The following is a 20,144-nucleotide window of genomic DNA, read 5'->3' as shown; positions in this document are numbered from 1 at the left end:
TTCGCAACGACATCTGCAGCAATTCCATGATGCGGCAGGCGCGCCTGATATCCGGATCTACGAAACGTCGAGCAGGCCGGAATGTCAGCCACTCCACCGAGGCGCCACCGCACGCTCGGCGGGGCATACGCAACGCCGTATGCCCCCCATCGCGCATTACCGGTTGTTGCGGCGATTGAATTCCTTTTCCGCTTCCTCAAGCGCCGTCTTCGGATCCGCCCCGTTCACCACGACGTTCTGCGCCGCCTTGTTCAGGGCCTGCCGGTAACCGCCGACGCCAAAGTCGATGGGGGCGAGCCATCCGAAATTCCGGGCACCTTCAGTGGTGACGGTCATATAGCTATTGCCTGGTTTATCGAAGTAAGACCCGAGAGACTTGATGGTTGTTCCCAGCGTCGGTGCCTGTCCACCAACGGTGACCCAGATGGAATCGCCCTCCGGGCCGGTCATATATTCGAGAAAGCGGCCGGCGAGTTCCTGATTCTTGGAGCCGGACCAAACGCCGACCGCCCAACCTGCCATGACAGCGGGAGAATGCGGCTTCTTTCCATTGCCAGGCCACAGCATCTGCCCGACCTTGTCCGCGCCGATCTTCGCCTGGACGCTGGAGACGCGCACGCTCGCGCCCGTGTACATCGCGAGGCGTCCGGCCGAGAATTGCTCGATCAGGTCGTCCGGCGTCCATGTCGCCGCCTGCTTCGGCGTCACCCCGTGCTTGGTGATCATGTCAGTCTGGAGCGCAAGCGCCGCTACGCCGGCGGGCGTCGCGAAACGCGCCTTGCCATTTTCCTCGAAGAGAGTGCCCTGCTCAGCGAGCGTCGCCGGGATCATCATCTGGGGATCGGCCTGCGCCTCGCTGAAGCCTTGACCGAACCCCCAACGGGTCACCGTGCCGGCAGCGTCCTTGATCGTGAGCTTCTTCGCCGCTTCGGTGAATTTATCCCAAGTGGTCAAGGTCGCCGGGTCAATACCCGCCTCTTTCAGAAGATCTGTGCGGTAGATTACCGATATGTAGTTGCGCGACGTAAAAAGGCAGTATTGCTTGCCGTTGATAGCGCATTGATCCCAATAGGCGCCGGCATGATCGGCAACCTGCTCCTTTGTCCATCCGTCTATGAAGAGCTTCCGCAGATCCGCCATAGCGCCTGACTTGATGGCATCTCCGAGCAGGTCCGTGATCACCCAAATGACGTCGGGCGCATTTCCGCCCCTGCTTGCTGCGAGGAATTTCGGCGTCATCTGGTCCCAGACCTGAGGCTCGACCGCGATCTTGGCGCCGGGATTGGCCGCCTCGAACTTGGCGATGATCTCGGCCAGGGCTTTCTCCCGCGGCGCATTCCCGGCCGGATTGAGGAAGGTCCACATCCGGATCGTCTCCGCCATCGCTCCCGTCGCCGGCAGCGCGGTGGCCAACGCGAGCAGGCTCGCCCCTCCGATCAGACGCAGCCTTTTTGACCCCATCGTCTTCATCATCGTCTTCCTCCCCTTTCCTTCATTTTTTTGCCGTAGCCTATTCGGCTTCCCTGCCAGGGCTTTGCGCCGACAGGTCTTTGAGGGCGCCCTGCAATGATCTGTCGATGTGTTTGCGCGTCGCCGCGCGATACTGCTCCACATCCTGCGCGCGCAGGGCAGCGATAATGGCGTGATGCTCGACACCTTCGCTTTCAAGGCGATCGCGCCAGGAATTAAGGCCGCGCTGGATCCACGCACCGAGCAACTGCATCTGGATCGAGCGATAAAGCGAGACGAGCAGATCGTTACCGCTCAATTCGACGAGACAATGGTGGAAGCGCCCGTTCAGATCCACATGCAGCCGATGCGACATGCGCTTCGGCGCCGCTTCCAGCTTGCCCTGGATGCTTTCCAGGGGTCCGAGACTTTTCAGGGTGATGTCACCGGCTTTGAGACGCCCAATAGCCAGCTCACCCGCCATGACTTCGAGGCCGAAACGCACCTGCCATAAATCGGCGACCTGCTTGGGCGTCGGGGTTCTGATATGAAAGCCACGCCGCGGGATCGCCTCGATATAGCCTTCGGTCGCCAAGCGCATCAGCGCTTCGCGCACCGGCGTCAGGCTGACGCCGAATTTCAGCGATAGCTCTTGCGGATAGAGTCGTGCGCCGCGCTCGAAATATCCGAACAGGATCATTTCGAGAAGCGTGCGATGAAGTGTCTCCTGCAAAGTCTCGCCGGGCTTGCCGACGAGTTCGCCGAGTTCTGCTGGGTCTGGCAGAGCGGAGGTCATGCGAGCACCCTCGCCCCTCTATCGTCCGACAGGAGGAACGCTGTCAGCAGATCAGCATCCGGATCGCCGCCATGTCCCGGCCCATCGCGGGCCACAAGGTTGCCGTCCGCCAGGCATAGCGGTGCCAAGGCCAGCTCGTCCCGCAAGGCATTCGGCAGCCGGTTCGCCTCATAACACCAAGCTGCTGGCAAGGCCCGGCACACATGCAGCGCCGCGGACACGCCGACGCTCGTGCCGACGCCATGCGGCGCAAGCCTCAGCCCCTCACGCGCGCAGAGTTCGCCGATGGCTACGAGGCCGCTGACGCCACCCGCACGCGTGATGTTGGGCTGCAATATGTCGACAGCACCAGCCTTCGCCAAAGCTTCAAAAGCCGGCAAAATAAATTCGTTTTCGCCCGCAGCAATTGGCACCGGCGAGGCTCTCCGCACGGCAGCGAGAGCAGCCGGATCGTCCGGCGGAATCGGTTCTTCCAGCCAGGCGATATCGAGATTCTTCAGTCCCCGCGCGAGGGCTATGGCGTCACTCACGCCATAGGCACAGTTAGCATCGAGCATGAGCCGGTGCTCGCCAAGTGCCTCGCGCACAGCCGAAATATGATCGAGGTCCACCGCGATGCCCCGGCCAATCTTCAGCTTCACGGCGTGGTAACCCTGGGCGATAAGGGCTTGCGCGGCGGCTGCGGACGCGTCTGGCGTCGGCAAGAGCGCGACGGGGCTGACATAGGTTTCAACCGCCCCCGGCGAGCCGCCGAGACGTGTTGCGAGCGGCTGGCCGGCATTCTTGGCGATCAGATCCCACAACGCGATATCGACAGCCGCCAGGGCCTCGATAGCAGGGCCGCGGGTATGCCCCAGAGCCCGAAAATAGGTCGCCAGATCCGCCAGCATGGCGGCCGGCTCATCGACATCCAGGCCGATAACCACAGGCGCGACCACGTTCTGGATAAGACTTGCCGCCGCCAGCGGGTAAGGGAGGCCAAAGCTCTCCCCCCAGCCACTCAGCCCGTTGTCAGCCGTCACTTTGACGAGCGTCGCATATTGGCCGGTCCGCGGGATCCGGCGGAAATGGCTCGCAGGCGCTAGAATTTCAGGCGGCACATTGGCAAGCCCGCCATATTGGCGCGCGAATGTTGCAGCCAAGGGATAAACACTGACGCCGACAAGCTTCATGGGCCACCTCACCACGAAGCTTATAAATTATAATTTATTTTTTTCAAGCGGCGAGACTGCCTCCCGATCCGTCACTCGACCCCTTTATTTATAACGGCTTGCGGGCCCTTCGTCAGGCAAGCGTGATCCGGACGCGGCGATTTTGCTTGCCCTTCTTCTCGATCCCCGTCACGGCCACCGTGCCGATCTCGCCGGTGCGCCGCACATGCGTCCCACCACACGGCTGCAGATCGAGCCCGGCAATTTCGACAAGCCGGACGCGGCCCGCTCCCATCGGCGGCTTGACCGACATCGTCTTGACAAGCGAAGGATTGGCGAGAAGCTCATCGTCGGTGATCCAGCGCTCGCTGACAACAGCGTCTTGCGCCGCCATGGCCGTGAGTTCCGCGCTGAGAGCGTCCTTGTCGAGCATGGCATCTGGAATATCAAAATCGAGCCGCCCTTCGCCATCGCCCACGGACCCACCAGTCACCGGATAAGGGAGGATGACCGAGAGAAGATGGAGCGCAGTGTGGGCCCGCATCCGCGCGTAGCGAACGGGCCAGTCAAGCGCCAGAGAGACGCTCTCCCCGATGTCCGGTCGGCGCGCGCCCTCCCCGATCTGATGGAGAACAACCGAGCGATCCGCGCCGTAAACGACGTTCAAGATTGGAAGCTTGACACCATCGGCGAGGGTGACCGTGCCACGATCACCGGCCTGCCCGCCGCCCTGAACGTAGAAAAGGGTCTGATCGAGCTGTACACCGGTATCGTCGACAGCAATCACACGCGCAGTGGTCTCGCGGAGATAGGCATCATCACGAAAGAGAAGCTGCGTTTTCATGAACCAATTGTTAGAGCATCGGCCAAGCCTTGGGAAGCGCCCTCGACGGCGCGTCACCCTCCGGAAAAAGGCCCGACGCCCCGAAGCCAGCCCTGAGCGAACGGGGACTGCCGCACCGTCGCGTCAGAAGCCGTGCAGCGCGCCGCCGTCGACCACCAGAATATGCCCGGTCACATAGCTCGCCGCGCGTGATGCGAGGTAGGTCATCGCCCAGCCGATGTCCGCACCGCTTCCAAGCCTCTTCATGGGAATACGCCCATCGATCTTGGCCCGCCGCGCCGGATCGCTCGCCGTCGCCTTGCGAAACAGCGGCGTATCAATCCATCCGGGGGCGACGCCGTTGACACGCACCCCGCGCGGGGCAAGCTCGGTGGCGAGTGCGCGTACCATACCCACATGCGCGGCCTTTGCGGCAGAATAGCCGATCACATTCGGGATGCCGAGAAATGAACTCATGGACGCTGTGAATAGAATCGAACCGTTGCCGCAGGATTCGATCTGCTTGACGAATGCCTGCGAACACGAAAATGCGCCCGATACATGGATATTGAGAACAGCTTGGAAGTCTTCTGGCGTCATCGCGTCGAGCGGTTGCTTAACTGTTCGCCCAGCGTTGTTGACCAAGATTGAAACAGCGCCGCGCTTGTCCTGCACCATTTCCGCGAAATCGTTCGCCACATCGAGCTTGGTGACATCCCAGACGAAGCCAGCCGCACCTTCACCTAACTCTTCGACAGCGCGGTCGAGTTTCTCTACCTCTGTTCCAGTAATCGTCACGCGCGCACCTGCTGCGAGGAAACAACGTGCAATATCGAGACCGAGACCGCTGCTTCCACCCGTAATCAGCGCATGATGCTCGGCTAGCCCGAAAACATCTTTCATCGTTTCATTCGGCGGGAGCTGCATAGCTTATTCCTTTTTTTTCTCCGACCCTCGGCAGCACACCGGCGCGCCGACCTGCTATTCGTGGGTACCATGAACATCAACAAGGATCTTTGTAAAGGCTCCAGGATCAGCATCCCATGCGCGCATCGCATCTGCGGCCTCGGCGAAGGGCGCGACGCGAGAAATGACAAGATCGCCGATTTCGGGCCGTTGCTTCATCACTGTGATAACACGCTCGAAATCGGTAAGCTGCGCGCCACGCGACCCCCGGATATCGATCTCTTTCATCAAGAAAAAACGCGTCTCATAACTTACCGGGTTCTTCGCATAACCGACATAGACAACCCGGCCGCAGGAGCCGACGATATCGATCGATTGCGTAAAGGTCTGTTCCGCTCCGACGGCCTCGATGACCACATGCGGACCATCCTCCCCTATGAGCTCCCGTATGGTCGCAGCGACGTCGAGCTTGGAGGCATTGATGCCATTCTCAGCGCCAAGTCCCTTCGCCTGCGCGAGCTTGGCCTCGGCGAGATCGACAGCAATGACCCGTGCGCCCAGTGTCACGGCGCCAAGCACCGCACCGAGACCAATGACGCCACAGCCGAGCACCACCACCCGCTCGCCTTCGGTTATCTCAGCCCGCCGCACCGCATGGAAGCCGACCGCGAGCGGTTCGACCAAGGCGAGATCTCGCAGTGCCAACCCATCGACAGGTATGACTTTGCCGAAGGGCACCGCGATAGATTCGGTCAGCGCGCCTTCCCGCTGCACGCCGAGCGTTTCATTGTGCTTGCAAGCGTTGGGGCGCCCCATGCGGCATGCATTGCAGATACCACAATTGAAGTAGGGCAGAATGCAAACATGCTGGCCGACCTGAAAATGGCCCGGCACATCAGCACCAATCGACTCGATAACACCAGATATTTCATGGCCTGGAACGCGGGGATATTTGACCAGCGGGTTCTTACCGCGAAAACTGTTCAAATCGGATCCGCAATAGCCGATATAGGCCGTTCGGATACCAATCTCGCCAATGCCTGCGGGTCGCCAAGGCAGCTCTGTATACGAGACCACGCCGGGCTGATCGATAGAGAGAGCTTTCATCACACGTCTCGCTTAGACGATCGCCACGGTGCAACGATCGATATCGTCCCAATCAAGCTCGACGCCGAGTCCAGGCCGTGACGGCAGCTTGGCGAGGCCGTTTTCAATCGGCAGCGGGTCCTTCAGGCCGAACGCAAATCCCTCGACGGGATAGAGCAGCTCAAAGAAATCACAGTTCTTCACTGCGGCACAGCAATGGAGATTGACGATTTCTGCGGGATGGAAAATCGACGTATGGATTTCGCAATTGACGCCGAAAGCTTCCGCCAAGCGCGCTGTTTTCATGACGCCGGTAACACCCCCAGTCCATGAGACGTCAGCACGCACGCGATCGACAACACGGGTCGCGATGCATTCAGCGATGCTGTAGGGATGCTTGGCGAGCACTTCCGTGCCGACCAATGGTATCTCGAGAGTGCGCGTCAGCTCGCGCAGCGCATGGACATCCTCGTCGTAGAGAGGCTCTTCATACCAGTAGTAGCCGAGCGCCTCCAACGCGCGCCCGAAGCGGATCGCCTGCTCAAGATTGAATGTCGAGACGGGATCCGACATCAGCGTGAAATCGGGACCCACAGCCTCGCGGACGAGACGGTGGGCCTCGAGATCCTCTTCCAGATCCTTGCCGGGCGTATGCAGCTTATAGGCTTTCAGCCCTTCCGCCTTGGCACGCAGCGCCTCCTTGGCGTAATCCTCCGGCTTCGAAAGGATCATCGAGCTGCCGTAGACAGGAACATCTTCCCTATAGGCGCCGAGATACTTGTAAAGCGGCTGGCCGGCGGCCTCGGCGGACAAGAGCCACTGCAGCGTATCGAACGGACCATAGCCGTAGATGGGCAAATGGCCCCACCAGCGGTCAGCCGTCCGAAACTCATGCCACGCCTTTTCCCGATCGCGCGGATCGCGTCCCAGCATGAACGGCCTCAAAGTGTCGGCAATAAGCTTACCCGCGCCTTCTGCCGAACGGCCGGCGAATCCGAAAGTCGTGGCGCTCAGCCCCTCATCCGTTTTCATGGTGACGGCCAGGAACTGAAACGCCGAGAAATCGCCCGTACGAAACGCACCCGCATCGAATGCTTCTGGCAGCCGCCGGCAGCAGCGTACTTCGATATCGCTGATCTTCATGGCACCAGCCTCAGAACTTCCCAAAGCGCAGATAGGCTTCCTGGGGATCAACGCCCTCCAGAATGGCCTTACGGACTAGATTTTCCGTCGTGATCGCCTGTTCCGCGGCTGCGACGATCTCCTCGACCCGCGTCTGTGGGATGCGGATCAGCCCGTCGCGATCACCGATCATGTAGTCACCGGGCGCGATCACGACATCGCCGATCCTGATATCGACATCAAAAGCGCGCGGCAGCCAGTAGCCAACGATGTCACGGGGTGTATAGCCGCGCGACCACGTCTGGAACTCCAAAGCCAAAAGGAAATTGCTGTCACGGACATAGCCGTCCGCAATACAACCGAGCACGCCCTTATTCTTCAATGTCTCGGCGGACAACTCGCCCATATTGGCCACGACGCGGTCATTCGGCTGCGACACCCAGACATGGCCGGATTTGGCCTTTGAGAGAAGGCCGGTCCATTCCAGCAATGTCTGGTGCGGATCCGCATTCGGATCGACGCGGCCGTCGATGGTAAAAGCAGGGCCGGCAAGAACCTTCTCAGGCATATTGGGTCTTAATTCCGCGGGCAGGGTGAATTCTTTCAAACCCATGGCGCGCATAACGTCATGAACAACACCTGTGTAGCAACGTTCCAACCGCGCGGTGAGATTGTCGGTCATCCTGAATTATCCTTTGATTGGCTTGGTCGGGTCAGGCAGCGGGCAAGCAGGCCGGCCCGATAGGCTCAAAACTCTTGTAGGTCAGCGCGAACTCACGGTGACCAAGTTCTTCTGATTTGGTGCGCCGGCCTTGGCCAAGCGCCACCACGAAATCTCGGATCTCGCACCCGACATCATCGAGCGTCGCCTCCCCGGCCAGGACACGGCCAGCGTCGACATCCATATCCTCGGCCATGCGGCGATAGGTTTCCGGATTGGCGCAGATCTTGATGATGGGCGATATGGCGGACCCAACGACCGAGCCGCGCCCCGTCACGAAGAGAACCGCATGGCTGCCGCATGCGATGAGCTCCGCGATTTCCGCCGTGTCATTGATATTCGGAAATCCGAAACGCACCTCGCCGTCCGGCACCACGTCGAGGAGATAGAGGCCGCCGCGCGGCGGGCGGTCCCCAGGCTTGATGAGCCCAGCGATCGGCGACGAGCCGGATTTCGCATAGGCACCCATCGATTTTTCCTCGATGGTGGACAAACCGCCATCTGCATTCCCGGCAGCGAAGGAGCCATATCCCAATGTCGCGTAGTATCGCGCGGCCTTCGCTACGCTCTGCTCAAGGATAACGCCCAGCTCCGGGGTGACGGCTCGGCTCGCCATGATGTGCTCACAGCCGATAAGCTCCCCCGTTTCCTCGAAGATACACGCGGCGCCCTCCGCAACGAGCTGATCGAACGCGCGGCCCGCGGCGGGATTGCCTGTGATGCCCGACGTTCCGTCCGACCCGCCGCAGACTGTGCCGACGACGAGTTCGTCTATCCCCATCGGCACCGGCTCTTGCGCGGCAAGAATGGGCAACTGCGCGCGCACCCAGGACTGCCCCTCGGCAATCGAGGCGCGGGTGCCGCCGCTCGCTTGAATGACGACCGTCTCGACCGGCCGGCCGCTCTGGCGCACCACATGGGCAAGCCCATACTTGTCAAAGCTTTCGCATCCCAGCGACAGCAGAAGCACGGCGCCCACGTTTGGGTGGGTGCACAGTTCCTCCATCATGCGCTGCGCATAGCCGTTAGGGTAGCAGCCGGGAAAGCCGATGAGATGGACGTCCTGGTCACGGAAGGGCCAGGCGATTTCCCGGGCGACATGGTGCGCACATTCAACGAGATAGGCCACCGCGACGACATTTCGGATGCCTTTTCGTCCGTCGGCTCGCAGGAACCCACGCATCGGCGCTGTCAAATCGGTCCTCATGTCGCGTCTCCGTGGCGCGCGCGCGCGTCATCGAGCGTATAGGTCGCGGTATAATCGCTCTTCATATTGTGGACATGCACGTGTTCGCCTGCACGTATGTCCGTGGTTGCAGAGCCGATGGGCGCGCCATACTTGATGATCTTCTCGCCAATCTCAATATCCCTGGATGCTAGCTTGTGGCCAAGAGGAACATCTTTGGGCAGAACCACTTCACGCGTGCCGATACGCACCGCGCTGCCCGCCTCGATCCGCCGACGAACCACAACCACGTTGTCGTTCGGCCCGAGTAGGATCACCCGTCCGTCGAGTTCATCCTGCAGTTCTGGTTCAGCTACCATCATCGTCTCGCTGCCACGCGCGTTACAATGCAGTGCCGAGCGCGCTGCTGGCGCTCGGCATCGCCATTACCCGTTAGAAGGTCGGTAGAGATGTATTGACGGTTCCCATCCACTTCTTCTGAAGTTCCTGAATCTCACCCGTGGTCCATGCCATGAAGATGGTCGTGTTCAGCCAATGCAGGAAATCACCTTCATTGCGACGCAGCCCGATGCTCATCGGCGCGGAAGCGACCACGAATTTGACAGCAAGATTGGGATTGCGCTGCATGAATGCGGCGGCCAACCCGCCGCTTGTTACAATGCCCTCCACTTGACCCGCGAGCAGGGCCTGGCTCGTGGAGGCGTCATCGTCATAGCGCTGGATGATCGTGCCCTCGACCGCGCGCTTTGTCACCGCGATATCATTGGTCGTGGATCGTGTCACTCCGATCTTTTTGCCCTTGAGGTCAGCCAGACTGGTCAGCGTGCTGTCTTTGGACGTCAGGAAGACCTGCTGATCGACATAAACCGTATTGGTGAAGGCGATCGCTTTCGCGCGCTCCGGCGTGACCGAGAACGACGAAATAGCGATATCGATCTTTCCACTGGTCAAGTTGGGAATACGGTTGGAAGCCACCGTATCGACCACATTCAACTTCACGCCGAGATCGCGTGCGATGATTTTTGCGAGCCCGACATCGTAACCATCCGGCTCCATCTTGTCGTTCGTCAAACCGAAGGGCGGCGTGCCAAGACTGACGCCGACATTGATCGTTCCACGCTTGACGATGTCGTCCAGCAGGTTTTGGGCGGATGCAACGCCCGCCGAGGCGACAAGCGCCAGTCCGACAGCAGCAGCTTTCAATACACGAAGCATGTTGTTCTCCCTAGGTTATCGGCTGATGGACGCCATTATTGTGAAACTTCTCGTCCAAGCGTCGGCTCGCAAACGACAGGCATGAGCACAGGACGAAATACATCGCCGCGACCGTCAGATAGACGCTCAGCGGTTGATAGGTGGCATTGGCGACGATCTGGCCAGCGCGGGTCAATTCCACGAAGCCGATGATGGAAGCCAGGGCAGTGTTCTTCACGAGTTGAACGAAGAAGCCCACTGTCGGCGGAATGGCGACACGCACCGCCTGCGGCACGATGACGAAGCGCATGGTCTTGGGCCAGTTGAGCCCGATCGCAGCCGCGCCTTCCCATTGCCCCTTGCCGATCGCCTCGATCGAGCCACGCCAGATCTCGCCGAGAAAGGCTGCCGCGTAGAGGGTGAAGGCGAAGCCGGCCGCGACCAGCGCCGGCACGTCATAACCCGCGAAGGCCAGCCCGAAATATGCGATGAAGAGGAGGACGAGGAGCGGGGTACCCTGGATGACGTAAATATAGGCTTTGGCGATGAAGCGTAGCGGCGCGTAGAGCGATATGCGCGCAAGCATGATCAACGCTCCGAAGATTGCCCCGCCAAAGAGCGCCATGAACGACAGAAGCAGCGTCCACAGTCCGGCCTGCGCCAGGAAAAGCACATGGTTGAAGGAAAAGGTCTGGAACATGCCGCTTCTCCTCAACGCCCGACATATTTGAAGGCAAACAAGGTGCGGTCGAAGACTGTGAACAGCCCTTTGAAGGCTGCCGTCAGGCCGAGATAAATCACGGCGACGATCAGGAATGCTTCAAGGCTACGGAAGGTGAGGCCCTGTATATCATTGGCGACGCCCGTCAGTTCGGGAATGGAAATCACCGAGACAACGCTGGTCGCTAGCATAACCAGGATGAACTGGCTCGTCAGCGCTGGATAAACCGCCGCCATGGCGGGCTTAAGGATGACGTGGCGAAACGTGAGGTAAGGCGACAGCCCCAATGCGCGTGCGGCCTCCACCTGCCCCTTGTCGACCGTCTCGATGCCGGCGCGGGCAATCTCGGTGATATAGGCGCCTGCGTAAAGCGAGAGCGACAGGATGCCGGCCGTCAGCGCGTCCAACCGTATCCCTACTGCGGGTAGTCCAAAGTATACGATGTATATCTGTACCAGGAACGGCGTGTTTCTAATGATTTCGACATAGGATCCAGCAATGAAGCGCGCCGGCTTTATCGAAGACAGGCGAGCGAATGCTCCGACGATGCCGATGACAAGCCCAAGCAGCATTGCCGCAGCCGACAGCAGGATCGTGTATAGGCCCGCGTGCACGAACTCAGGCCACCGGGCAAGCGTTCCCGAAAAATCGAAATAGAACATCCATCCTCCCGGACTTGGGCGCAAACGGGCGCCCGCTCCTCACGGCCCGTTCAGCGAAGGCCTCTCAGGGGCATTCTTTCTCCAGGCCTGTTGCAGTTCACATCACGAGACAACACTGCCGCGGGCAAGACCGGCCAATTTGAGCCCCCCACTCAAACGCGACAACGGGCACACCTTACAAAGAGGCGCTACGTCTTCAGGAACGCTTTATACTGTTTTATACTGTACCCGCTCCGCAAGGCCGCGGCACGCAGAAATTGTTACTTCCTACAAGGAGAAGACTTCAAGCTCCGTCACTTTCACTTTCCAGAGCAGCCGCGACGCTTGCCAGGGCATCCCTACGACTGCACTGAAGATGGAATTCGAGGGCTTCGCACGTCTGCTCCAGCGATCCACCGGCTATCGCCTCGATAACCTTGCGGTGCTCACCGACGGAACGAATGTGATCCCACGCATTGTAGATGAAGGTCGTATGCGTCTGCTCGAGCAAACGCATGTGCCACTCCGCGACGAGAGAGTTTCCTGCCGCCAGAATGATTTTCTGATGAAACTCGCGATCAAAGACAAGCGCCATCGCAAGATCATCGGGCGTGTCCAATTGCGCGAAATGGGCATGCCGATCCAGCGTCTGCTCAAGAGATGCCACGAATTCAGGCGTCATCTGTTGCCTGTCGAACAATTTATGCACGGCATTCATCTCGATCATGATCCGCGCTTCGTAGATCTCCTCCACCTCCGCGCTGGTGAAGCGCCTGACGACGGCGCCCTTGCGCAGCGGCGAAACCACGAGACCGTCAGCCTCCAGCCGCAGCAACGCCTCCTTGATGGGCGTGGGGCTAATCGATAACTCGACCGCCAGCTCTTCCGGCAACAACCGCCGCCCACCGGCCAACTGACCGTTGAGAATGCGGGTCCGCAATTCGCGGTAGGCCTGATCAGCCAATGTAGCACGGACGAAGCTTGCCATAGCGGCATCATTTCCATGTTTCGACGTCCGATGCAATATTCTGAATAAAAAATTTTCTATTTTAGATGAAAGATTGTTCGGGTAGGATCGTGACAATCAAGAGAGCGCGGCGCGCTGACGGTGGCGTCCAAGCCTATGAACAATCTCGACAGAAGAGGCCGGGACGCGTCGGCCACAAACCAACACACCCTTGGGAGACCGCATGACAATGACTAGCCCCGCGCCGTCGGCCGGTTCCGCATCCGGCCCCGCGCCCTTCGTAGCTCTCCAGGACATCACGAAGTACTTTGGGTCGTTCCAAGCGCTTGATCGCGTGAACCTCGACGTGCGCCGCGGCGAGCGCATCGTCATCTGCGGGCCATCGGGCTCAGGCAAGTCCACGCTCATTCGCTGCATCAACGGTCTGGAGCAGGTGCACAGCGGATCGATCGTCATCGATGGCGCTGTTCTCAGCAGCGAGCGCCGGGCCCTGATCGCATTGCGGCGGGACGTCGGCATGGTGTTCCAGCATTTCAACCTGTTCCCTCACCTTACCGTGCTGGAGAACTGCATGCTGGCGCCGGTGGAGGTGCGGGGACAGGCGCGACGCGAGGCGCGCGAGGTCGCTTTGTCTTTTCTGCGCAAGGTGCGCATAGAGGATCAGGCCGAGAAATATCCGACACAGCTGTCCGGCGGACAGCAACAGCGGGTCGCAATAGCGCGGGCGCTGTGCATGCAGCCGAAGATCATGTTGTTCGACGAGCCGACCTCCGCGCTCGATCCGGAGATGGTCAAGGAGGTGCTCGACACCATGGTTGCCCTTGCGGAGGAAGGAATGACCATGCTGGTGGTGACCCATGAGATGGGGTTTGCGCGGCAGGTTGCGGACCGTGTGATTTTCATGGATCGCGGCCGCATCCTCGAGGAAGCGCCGCCCGCCGCATTCTTCGAAGCCCCGCGCCATGTGCGCACCCGCGCCTTCCTTGCGCAGCTTCTGCACTGAACACTCCACATCCGACGCAACACTCCAGATCGCGACGTACTTGGACGAGGCGCGTCAACAGGGTGTGCCGGGCAAATCGCCCTCCCCTTTCTTGCCAAGCGGGATAGACCCCATGAAGATTACAGCCGTAGAGCCTTTCATCCTTCATCTGCCGCTGACTGCGAGCTCCATCTCGGATTCCACCCATAACATCACACACTGGGGCGTTGTCGGCGCGCGGGTCACGACAGATACAGGCCTCGAAGGCTTCGGTTTCACGGGCACCCATGCCCATCTCCCTTCCGACCGGCTGATCACCGCCTGTATCCGCGACTGCTATGCGCCACTGCTGGTTGGCGAAGACGCGACGGAGCATGCAAGGCTCTGGACGAAGCTCGCGCGTTATCCCGCGTTGCAGTGGGTGGGACGTGCCGGCATCACGCATCTTGCGCTCGCGGCGGTCGATATCGCCCTGTGGGATCTCAGGGCGAAGCAGGCCCAGCTGCCGCTGTGGCGATATCTGGGCGGCGCCCACCACGCCAGCGTGGAAGCCTACAACACGGACATCGGCTGGCTGTCTTTTTCTCTTGAGCAGATTCTCGACGGCACCAAACGCGCGGTCGAGGTGGAGGGCTTCCAGCGCATCAAGATCAAAGTCGGCCACGACAATCCTATGACCGACATCGCGCGGCTAACGGCCATCAGACGGGCGGCCGGTCCGGAGATCCGGATCGCGATCGACGGCAACGGCAAATGGGACCTACCGACGTGCCTGCGGTTCTGCGCCGCCGCCAAGGATCTTGATATCTTCTGGTTCGAGGAGCCGATGTGGTACGACGATGTCGGCTCGCATGCGTCGCTCGCCCGCGCGACGAGCATCCCCGTCGCGCTCGGCGAGCAGCTTTACACGCTCGATGCCTTCCGCGCCTTCATCGAGGCCGGTGCCGTGCACTATGTTCAGCCGGACGTGACCCGTCTGGGCGGCATTACCGAATACATCCAAGTCGCGGACCTCGCCCATGCCCATCGCTTACCGATTGCCCCCCACGCAGGCGAGATGAGCCAGGTGCACGTGCATTTGTCGTTCTGGCATCCGGCCGCCAGCATTCTCGAGTATATCCCTTGGATCAAGGATCATTTCGAAGAGCCGATCGCGGTCAGGGATGGCCTCTACGTAAGGCCGGAGCAGCCCGGCGCCGGCACCACTCCCCTTGCCACGAGCCTGGCTGGGTTCAGCAAGCCCATCGCATAACATGGCGCCCGCGCGGCAACGCTGCGCTCAGCCTCCACAACGGGATGTCACTGGAGAACGAAGAAGTCCTCGACGCGGCGCTTCGCCTTGAGCAGCACGGGCAGAAAGACCCTCTCCATCTCAGCGACGGAGAACCGGTCTTTCTGCGTGGAGACGTTGATCGCGGCCGCGATATCTCCGGAGCGATCATGGACAGGCACGGCGATTGACCGCAAGCCGAGCTCCAGCTCCTCGTCAACGATGGCATAGCCTTGGCTTGCCGCCATGCGAATCAGTTCGCCGAGTTCGCGGGGATCCGTGACAGTGTTCGGCGTCCGCTTTCCAAGCTTTGCTCGCGCGAGGAACGCTTCGAGCTCCCCGGCGGCGAGGCCCGAAAGCAGCACACGCCCCATCGACGTACAATAGGCCGGCAATCGTGCCCCTATGTGCAGGTCCGTCATGACGATATAGGGACCAGGCACGCGCGCGACATAAACGACATCATCGCCCGAAAGGGCCGACGCCGAACAGGATTCTCCGAGTTCTTCAGCGACCCATCGCAAGATAGGCTCCGCATAGGACCATAGACTGGTTCCGCCCAGCCACAGCCGAGCCACCGACAGCAGCTTGGGCGATAGCAAGAAGCGCCGGCCGGACTGCGTTGCGTAACCTGCCTCCACCAAAGTGAGCAGGAAGCGGCGTGCCCCGGCGCGCGTCAGCCCTGCCTTCGCGGCCATCTCCGTGAGAGTCATCCCGGACGGGTGCGCGGCCAAGATCTCGAGCACGGCAAGCCCTCGCCCCAGTGAGCCCACGAGATCGCGGGACGGCTTCTCAGCGGTTAGGTCCATAATCCACCAGCATTAAGCGGGGCGTTGACTCGCTATCAGTCGCAGCCCTAATGTATCGTATAAAGAACATCTGTTCGTATTGCGAACATCTTCGGAGAGGATTGCCGATGGCGCAGTTTCTGCCACTGGCCCAAGCAGTGGCCGAGAACCTCAATGATGGCGATGTCGTCGCTTTTGAGGGGTTCACCCATCTCATCCCGACAGCGGCGGCGCATGAAGCGATTCGGCAGAACTTCAAGGATCTGACACTCATCCGCATGACGCCGGACCTGGTCTATGACCAGATGATCGGCATGGGCATGGCCCGGAAGGTGATCTTCTCCTATGCCGGCAACCCGGGGGTCGGGTTGCTGCGACGCATGCGGGACGCGATTGAGAACGGCTTTCCACATCCCCTTGCCATCGAGGAGCATAGCCACGCCGCGATGGCCAACGCCTACGAGGCCGGCGCCGCCGGACTGCCCTGCGCCGTCTTTCGCGGCTATCGCGGCGCCGGCCTCGCTGAGGTCAACCCCAACATCAGGCAGGTCACCTGCCCCTTCACAGGGGAGGTTCTCGCCGCAGTGCCGGCTCTGCGCCCGGACGTCACCTTCATCCACGCCCAGAAGGCGAACAAACGGGGCGATGTCCTGATCGAGGGTATCATCGGCATCCAGAAGGAAGCCGTCCTCGCCGCCAAGCGCGCGGTCGTCACCGTCGAGGAGGTGGTGGACGACTTCGAGGGCCTTCACCCGAACCTGACCGTGCTGCCGGCATGGACCGTGACGGCGATCTCGGTAGTACCCGGCGGCTCACATCCGTCCTACACGCAAGGCTACTATGCCCGCGACAATGCCGCCTATCTCGAATGGGACGAAATCGCCGCCGACCGCCACCGATTCCGGGACTGGATGCAGAGAAACGTCATGGAAGCGGGCGTCGAGGATTTTGCCGGCCGGGTCGCGCATCTGAGGAAGGCAGCATGAGCACGTTCACCCCCAACGAGATGATGACAATTGCCGCCTCGCGCGCCTTGAAGAACGATGATGTCTGCTTCGTCGGCATTGGCGCCCCCTCGGCAGCCTGCAACATCGCGCGCCTTACGCATGCACCCGACATCACTTTGATCTATGAAAGCGGCACGATCGGCACCGCTCCGGATGTGCTGCCATTGTCCATCGGCGACGGCGAACTGTGCGAAACGGCCACGACCACGGTTTCTGTGCCCGAGATGTTCCGCTATTGGCTGCAGGGCGGACGTATCTCCATCGGCTTTCTGGGTGCGGCGCAGATCGACAAGTTCGGCAATATCAACACCACCGTGATCGGGGACTACCATCACCCGAAAACGCGGCTGCCGGGCGGTGGTGGTGCGCCGGAAATCGCGACTTCGTCGCGGGAGGTCTATATCACCATGGCGCAGTCAAAGCGGGGCATGGTCGAGGCAATCGACTTCTATACCTCGTTCGGTCATGGCGAGGGCGGCGATCATCGACAGCGCCTTGGCATCGACACCAAGGGACCAACCCTGCTGATCACGGATCTCGCCATCTGGAAGCCCGATCCTCTCACGAAAGAATTCACGGTAGTGTCGCTGCATCCCGGCGTGACACGGGAACAGGTCCAAGACACATGTGGCTGGCCGGCGGAATTCGCAGACGAGCTTTCGGTGACGCAACCTCCGACGGAGCTCGAGCTGGCTACATTGCGCGATCTGAAAGCGCGCACGGATGCGGCGCATAAGGCCCAGGCCCACAAAGTCTGAGCGTTTGGCACAGCCCAGAAGAGTTATCGCTCGCGTTGCGCAACAAAGGAAAGCGCGTGTCGCCATGGTACCGGGCAGATACGGTGGCGACCGCGCCTCCTCCGGATCCCGCCGCGCCGTGTCTCAGTGCCGCGCATGCGGCGCATGGCATTCAATAGAAGAAATTTCTCTCTATGCGATTTTTGGCTGATGCTCGAAGAACTACGTCTGAAATTCACGAAACTGTCATTCTAGATCTGTATGCTTATTTACTTAAATTGACCAACATCGCCTTCATGTTGGACAGCAAGTTTCGCTGATCATCAAGTTCTATATTGAAGACGGTCTTGTCGCAGATCTCCTGCCATTTCTCCAGCAGCCGGCGCGACATTTCCTTCCCTTCGTCAGTCAAGATAAGGTTCTTGATCCTGCGGTCATTTGCATCCTGCTGCCGAAGCACAAGGCCAGACTTCTCCAGCTCGTCAATCAGCCGCACCGCGCTTGGACCTTCGATCTCGAGATAGGCGGCCACCGAGGTCTGCGTGAGATCCCCCTCTTTGGACAAGGCCAGCAGAGCGCGTGCGCGTGCCAAGGTAACCCCTTGATGACGCAGTTCCTCTTTGAAGGAGCTGATGAGTTTCTGCCTGACCTTGAGGAGCTCCGAAAGAACTTCATTCCCAAGGACAGCCTGCCGTCTCAGTGAAGCTTCTTCTTTCCGGACGCTTGTCATACGATCCTCTGCCAGCCCAGCGCAGCACCTGCAAACCTCCACCCTCCCGAATCTCACGCGATGGGAATGCAGAGGCGATCTGCGCTAGCCGGTTAAATCGTGCGCCGATCTCCATTGTAAGTGCGCCAGCGCACACGGGCTCGCAGCCCGCGCAGCAAATCCACAAGGACGCGAAGTAAAAAGAAGGCGGCGCAAGCGCCGCCTATATAGTTGGGTCAATATTTGGAGGTCAGTCCAAATATCATCTCCCAATTCGCGGACATCTCGGCAGAAAGTCAAGCGCATAACAGTATCGACACTATTGAGTAGATATATAATTGATTATGCTAACTAATTGTGTTTCGTCGACAACACCTGTGGCTCTAATAGATTTGATTGCCGCTAATCTGCCGCAATGCAATTGCCAATCTTCGCGTTCTGGTGAACCTAAGATGAACTGCACGACGCAAGCGCTCTGCAGCAAGTTTGGACACCGGAGATTTACGATGAAGCTGATCAAGAGCCTTCTGCTCGGCAGCGCTGCTGGCTTTGCCGCCGTTGCGGGAGCACAAGCTGCCGATCTTCCCATGACCAAGGCCGCACCCGTCGACTACGTCCGCGTGTGCTCCGTGCATGGCGCGGGATTCTTCTACATTCCCGGCAGCGACACCTGCATTAAGATTGGTGGCCGTGTCCGCGCCGAGTTCATGTACCAGCAGCCGCTCAACAATGGCTTCGGTGAAGGCCGCTACCGTGATGCCACAGGCTTTCGTGGTCGTGGCCAGCTCGACGTCGATACGCGCACGTCCTCGGAATTCGGCACGGTCCGCGCATATTTCCGCTTTCAGCTGACTCGCGATTCGGGTGCGTTCCGCGCGAGCTACGAAGGCCCGCAGGGCAGCTCGACGAACTCGAACCTCGATAAGGCGTTCATCCAGTTCGCCGGCATCACGGCCGGTGTCGCCCAGTCGTTCTTCGACTTCTATGCCACAGCAGCAAACTTCGCCTCGGCGCCGGGCACATCCATGGGCTCGGACAATGGCAACACCCAGCTGCTTGCCTATACCGCGACCTTCGGCCAGGGCTTCTCGGCGACAATCGCCATCGAAGACCGCAACCAGCGCAACGTCGGTGGAGAGTACTACGACATCGCCGGCGAGCGCATGCCCGACGTTGTCGCCGCGCTCCGCGTCGATCAGGGCTGGGGTTCGGCCCAGTTGTCAGGCGCCGTGCGTCAGCTCAATTCCGGCGCGCTCTACGGCTACAACAATTCGAGCCGCGTCGATACCGAATGGGGCTATGCCATTCAGGCCGGCGTGAAGATCAATCTGCCCGCGCTTGCGGCGGGTGACGCGCTGTGGTTGCAGGCGGCTTATGCTGATGGCGGCCTCAACTATCTCGGCATCACCGGACCGACGTTGGGCAACTACACGTCCGCCTACATCCCCACCGCAGACGCGGTTCTCGTCAACGGCCAGATCGAGAAGACCAAGGGCTGGAACGTTCTCGGCAACCTCATCCATTACTGGACGCCCAGCCTGCGCTCCACCCTGTTCGGCAGCTTCTGGCAAGTCGACTACAGCAGCAAGGTCACGAACAACACCATCTTCCGCGACTACAAGATCTATCAGGCCGGCACGGGCCTGATCTGGTCGCCGGTTAAGGCGATGGATATCGGCGTCGAAGTCCTGTACGCGAAGTTCGATCCGAGCCGCCGCTGGAATGACAGTGTCTACCAGAAGGGCTCCGAGGATCAGTGGCAGGGCCGCATCCGCTTCCAGCGCGATTTCTAAGCCCTCCATAGCTACCGGCTGGCGATTGCCAGCCGCAGGGCCTCACGAGGTCGGTACCCCCGTGGTACCGGCCTTTTCCTCGTCTGGTCCAGACT

Annotated in this window: 21 protein-coding genes; 5 read left to right on the top strand and 16 right to left on the bottom strand. The window is 60.3% G+C overall.

From position 1 onward, the window contains the following. Positions 1-156 precede the first annotated feature (156 nt). The 14 genes from KIO76_RS10065 to KIO76_RS10000 form a co-directional block, all read right to left on the bottom strand. Positions 157-1,473 carry an ABC transporter substrate-binding protein gene (locus KIO76_RS10065; protein WP_213323111.1) on the bottom strand — a complete coding sequence of 439 codons (1,317 nt, stop codon included), beginning with the start codon at positions 1,471-1,473 and terminating at the stop codon, positions 157-159. A gap of 37 nt (positions 1,474-1,510) precedes the next feature. After that, positions 1,511-2,245, bottom strand: a complete 735-nt coding sequence (locus KIO76_RS10060) for a GntR family transcriptional regulator (protein WP_213323109.1) — start codon at positions 2,243-2,245, stop codon at positions 1,511-1,513. Further along, positions 2,242-3,417 carry a mandelate racemase/muconate lactonizing enzyme family protein gene (locus tag KIO76_RS10055; RefSeq protein ID WP_213323107.1) on the bottom strand — a complete coding sequence of 392 codons (1,176 nt, stop codon included), beginning with the start codon at positions 3,415-3,417 and terminating at the stop codon, positions 2,242-2,244. The genes KIO76_RS10060 and KIO76_RS10055 overlap by 4 nt, the downstream gene beginning before the upstream one ends. A 112-nt stretch (positions 3,418-3,529) precedes the next feature. Further along, positions 3,530-4,240, bottom strand: a complete 711-nt coding sequence (locus KIO76_RS10050; protein ID WP_213323104.1) for an alanyl-tRNA editing protein — start codon at positions 4,238-4,240, stop codon at positions 3,530-3,532. Between the two features lie 123 nt (positions 4,241-4,363). Next, positions 4,364-5,122 carry an SDR family NAD(P)-dependent oxidoreductase gene (locus KIO76_RS10045; protein WP_249729558.1) on the bottom strand — a complete coding sequence of 253 codons (759 nt, stop codon included), beginning with the start codon at positions 5,120-5,122 and terminating at the stop codon, positions 4,364-4,366. A gap of 78 nt (positions 5,123-5,200) precedes the next feature. Beyond that, positions 5,201-6,232, bottom strand: a complete 1,032-nt coding sequence (locus tag KIO76_RS10040; RefSeq protein WP_249729557.1) for a zinc-binding alcohol dehydrogenase family protein — start codon at positions 6,230-6,232, stop codon at positions 5,201-5,203. Positions 6,233-6,244: 12 nt separating this feature from the next. Then, on the bottom strand, positions 6,245-7,354 hold the full coding sequence (locus KIO76_RS10035; RefSeq protein ID WP_213323084.1) for an enolase C-terminal domain-like protein: 1,110 nt from the start codon (positions 7,352-7,354) through the stop codon (positions 6,245-6,247). Positions 7,355-7,364: 10 nt separating this feature from the next. Further along, positions 7,365-8,015 (bottom strand): RraA family protein, encoded by a 651-nt coding sequence (locus tag KIO76_RS10030; RefSeq protein ID WP_213323082.1) that lies wholly within the window; start codon positions 8,013-8,015, stop codon positions 7,365-7,367. A 31-nt stretch (positions 8,016-8,046) separates the two neighbouring features. Further along, positions 8,047-9,261, bottom strand: coding sequence for a UxaA family hydrolase (locus KIO76_RS10025; protein WP_249729556.1), 1,215 nt, complete (start codon positions 9,259-9,261; stop codon positions 8,047-8,049). After that, the gene (locus tag KIO76_RS10020) at positions 9,258-9,599 is read right to left on the bottom strand and encodes a UxaA family hydrolase (protein WP_213323080.1); all 342 of its coding nucleotides are present in this window, start codon (positions 9,597-9,599) and stop codon (positions 9,258-9,260) included. The genes KIO76_RS10025 and KIO76_RS10020 overlap by 4 nt, the downstream gene beginning before the upstream one ends. A 73-nt stretch (positions 9,600-9,672) precedes the next feature. Beyond that, the gene (locus tag KIO76_RS10015; RefSeq protein WP_213323078.1) at positions 9,673-10,455 is read right to left on the bottom strand and encodes a transporter substrate-binding domain-containing protein; all 783 of its coding nucleotides are present in this window, start codon (positions 10,453-10,455) and stop codon (positions 9,673-9,675) included. A gap of 10 nt (positions 10,456-10,465) precedes the next feature. Further along, complete coding sequence (locus KIO76_RS10010) at positions 10,466-11,134, bottom strand: amino acid ABC transporter permease (RefSeq protein ID WP_213323076.1); 669 nt, start codon at positions 11,132-11,134, stop codon at positions 10,466-10,468. A gap of 11 nt (positions 11,135-11,145) precedes the next feature. Beyond that, complete coding sequence (locus tag KIO76_RS10005) at positions 11,146-11,817, bottom strand: amino acid ABC transporter permease (protein ID WP_213323074.1); 672 nt, start codon at positions 11,815-11,817, stop codon at positions 11,146-11,148. 283 nt (positions 11,818-12,100) lie between these two features. Next, positions 12,101-12,784, bottom strand: a complete 684-nt coding sequence (locus KIO76_RS10000) for a GntR family transcriptional regulator (protein WP_213323072.1) — start codon at positions 12,782-12,784, stop codon at positions 12,101-12,103. A 208-nt stretch (positions 12,785-12,992) separates the two neighbouring features. Between KIO76_RS10000 and KIO76_RS09995 the strand changes: the two genes are divergently transcribed. Both KIO76_RS09995 and KIO76_RS09990 read left to right on the top strand, forming a co-directional pair. Beyond that, positions 12,993-13,766: an amino acid ABC transporter ATP-binding protein gene (locus tag KIO76_RS09995; protein ID WP_213325191.1), complete on the top strand. Its 774-nt coding sequence runs from the start codon at positions 12,993-12,995 to the stop codon at positions 13,764-13,766. Between the two features lie 112 nt (positions 13,767-13,878). After that, positions 13,879-14,997 (top strand): mandelate racemase/muconate lactonizing enzyme family protein, encoded by a 1,119-nt coding sequence (locus KIO76_RS09990; RefSeq protein WP_213323070.1) that lies wholly within the window; start codon positions 13,879-13,881, stop codon positions 14,995-14,997. Positions 14,998-15,044: 47 nt separating this feature from the next. Here the strand turns inward: KIO76_RS09990 and KIO76_RS09985 are convergent, their stop codons facing one another. Further along, on the bottom strand, positions 15,045-15,824 hold the full coding sequence (locus tag KIO76_RS09985; RefSeq protein ID WP_213323068.1) for an IclR family transcriptional regulator domain-containing protein: 780 nt from the start codon (positions 15,822-15,824) through the stop codon (positions 15,045-15,047). 107 nt (positions 15,825-15,931) lie between these two features. On the opposite strand from KIO76_RS09985, the gene KIO76_RS09980 reads away from it, so the two are divergent. Continuing rightward, a complete protein-coding gene (locus KIO76_RS09980; RefSeq protein ID WP_213323066.1) occupies positions 15,932-16,789 on the top strand; it encodes a CoA transferase subunit A in 858 nt (285 codons plus the stop codon). After that, complete coding sequence (locus KIO76_RS09975; protein ID WP_213323064.1) at positions 16,786-17,568, top strand: CoA-transferase subunit beta; 783 nt, start codon at positions 16,786-16,788, stop codon at positions 17,566-17,568. Before KIO76_RS09980 ends, KIO76_RS09975 begins: the two co-directional genes overlap by 4 nt. A 244-nt stretch (positions 17,569-17,812) precedes the next feature. Here the strand turns inward: KIO76_RS09975 and KIO76_RS09970 are convergent, their stop codons facing one another. Beyond that, entirely contained in the window at positions 17,813-18,277 is a 465-nt protein-coding gene (locus KIO76_RS09970) for a MarR family winged helix-turn-helix transcriptional regulator (RefSeq protein ID WP_213323063.1), read from the bottom strand. Between the two features lie 485 nt (positions 18,278-18,762). Between KIO76_RS09970 and KIO76_RS09965 the strand changes: the two genes are divergently transcribed. Continuing rightward, positions 18,763-20,049 carry a porin gene (locus KIO76_RS09965; RefSeq protein ID WP_213323062.1) on the top strand — a complete coding sequence of 429 codons (1,287 nt, stop codon included), beginning with the start codon at positions 18,763-18,765 and terminating at the stop codon, positions 20,047-20,049. Positions 20,050-20,144 lie beyond the last annotated feature (95 nt).

Origin of the sequence: Chelatococcus sp. YT9, from assembly GCF_018398315.1 — a bacterium.
Taxonomy (GTDB): domain Bacteria; phylum Pseudomonadota; class Alphaproteobacteria; order Rhizobiales; family Beijerinckiaceae; genus Chelatococcus.
This window is presented reverse-complemented; position numbering and strand designations above follow the sequence as displayed.

What these genes read in the sequence shown, in the direction of transcription:
- KIO76_RS09995 (WP_213325191.1), top strand. Translation starts at nt 12,993, where the DNA reads ATGACTAGCCCCGCGCCGTCGGCCGGTTCCGCATCCGGCCCCGCGCCC.
- KIO76_RS10060 (WP_213323109.1), bottom strand. Translation starts at nt 2,245, where the DNA reads ATGACCTCCGCTCTGCCAGACCCAGCAGAACTCGGCGAACTCGTCGGC.
- KIO76_RS09975 (WP_213323064.1), top strand. Translation starts at nt 16,786, where the DNA reads ATGAGCACGTTCACCCCCAACGAGATGATGACAATTGCCGCCTCGCGC.
- KIO76_RS10035 (WP_213323084.1), bottom strand. Translation starts at nt 7,354, where the DNA reads ATGAAGATCAGCGATATCGAAGTACGCTGCTGCCGGCGGCTGCCAGAA.
- KIO76_RS10025 (WP_249729556.1), bottom strand. Translation starts at nt 9,261, where the DNA reads ATGAGGACCGATTTGACAGCGCCGATGCGTGGGTTCCTGCGAGCCGAC.
- KIO76_RS10030 (WP_213323082.1), bottom strand. Translation starts at nt 8,015, where the DNA reads ATGACCGACAATCTCACCGCGCGGTTGGAACGTTGCTACACAGGTGTT.
- KIO76_RS10055 (WP_213323107.1), bottom strand. Translation starts at nt 3,417, where the DNA reads ATGAAGCTTGTCGGCGTCAGTGTTTATCCCTTGGCTGCAACATTCGCG.
- KIO76_RS10000 (WP_213323072.1), bottom strand. Translation starts at nt 12,784, where the DNA reads ATGGCAAGCTTCGTCCGTGCTACATTGGCTGATCAGGCCTACCGCGAA.
- KIO76_RS09990 (WP_213323070.1), top strand. Translation starts at nt 13,879, where the DNA reads ATGAAGATTACAGCCGTAGAGCCTTTCATCCTTCATCTGCCGCTGACT.
- KIO76_RS10015 (WP_213323078.1), bottom strand. Translation starts at nt 10,455, where the DNA reads ATGCTTCGTGTATTGAAAGCTGCTGCTGTCGGACTGGCGCTTGTCGCC.
- KIO76_RS09980 (WP_213323066.1), top strand. Translation starts at nt 15,932, where the DNA reads ATGGCGCAGTTTCTGCCACTGGCCCAAGCAGTGGCCGAGAACCTCAAT.
- KIO76_RS09985 (WP_213323068.1), bottom strand. Translation starts at nt 15,824, where the DNA reads ATGGACCTAACCGCTGAGAAGCCGTCCCGCGATCTCGTGGGCTCACTG.
- KIO76_RS09965 (WP_213323062.1), top strand. Translation starts at nt 18,763, where the DNA reads ATGAAGCTGATCAAGAGCCTTCTGCTCGGCAGCGCTGCTGGCTTTGCC.
- KIO76_RS10045 (WP_249729558.1), bottom strand. Translation starts at nt 5,122, where the DNA reads ATGAAAGATGTTTTCGGGCTAGCCGAGCATCATGCGCTGATTACGGGT.
- KIO76_RS10040 (WP_249729557.1), bottom strand. Translation starts at nt 6,232, where the DNA reads ATGAAAGCTCTCTCTATCGATCAGCCCGGCGTGGTCTCGTATACAGAG.
- KIO76_RS10065 (WP_213323111.1), bottom strand. Translation starts at nt 1,473, where the DNA reads ATGATGAAGACGATGGGGTCAAAAAGGCTGCGTCTGATCGGAGGGGCG.
- KIO76_RS09970 (WP_213323063.1), bottom strand. Translation starts at nt 18,277, where the DNA reads ATGACAAGCGTCCGGAAAGAAGAAGCTTCACTGAGACGGCAGGCTGTC.
- KIO76_RS10020 (WP_213323080.1), bottom strand. Translation starts at nt 9,599, where the DNA reads ATGGTAGCTGAACCAGAACTGCAGGATGAACTCGACGGACGGGTGATC.
- KIO76_RS10010 (WP_213323076.1), bottom strand. Translation starts at nt 11,134, where the DNA reads ATGTTCCAGACCTTTTCCTTCAACCATGTGCTTTTCCTGGCGCAGGCC.
- KIO76_RS10050 (WP_213323104.1), bottom strand. Translation starts at nt 4,240, where the DNA reads ATGAAAACGCAGCTTCTCTTTCGTGATGATGCCTATCTCCGCGAGACC.
- KIO76_RS10005 (WP_213323074.1), bottom strand. Translation starts at nt 11,817, where the DNA reads ATGTTCTATTTCGATTTTTCGGGAACGCTTGCCCGGTGGCCTGAGTTC.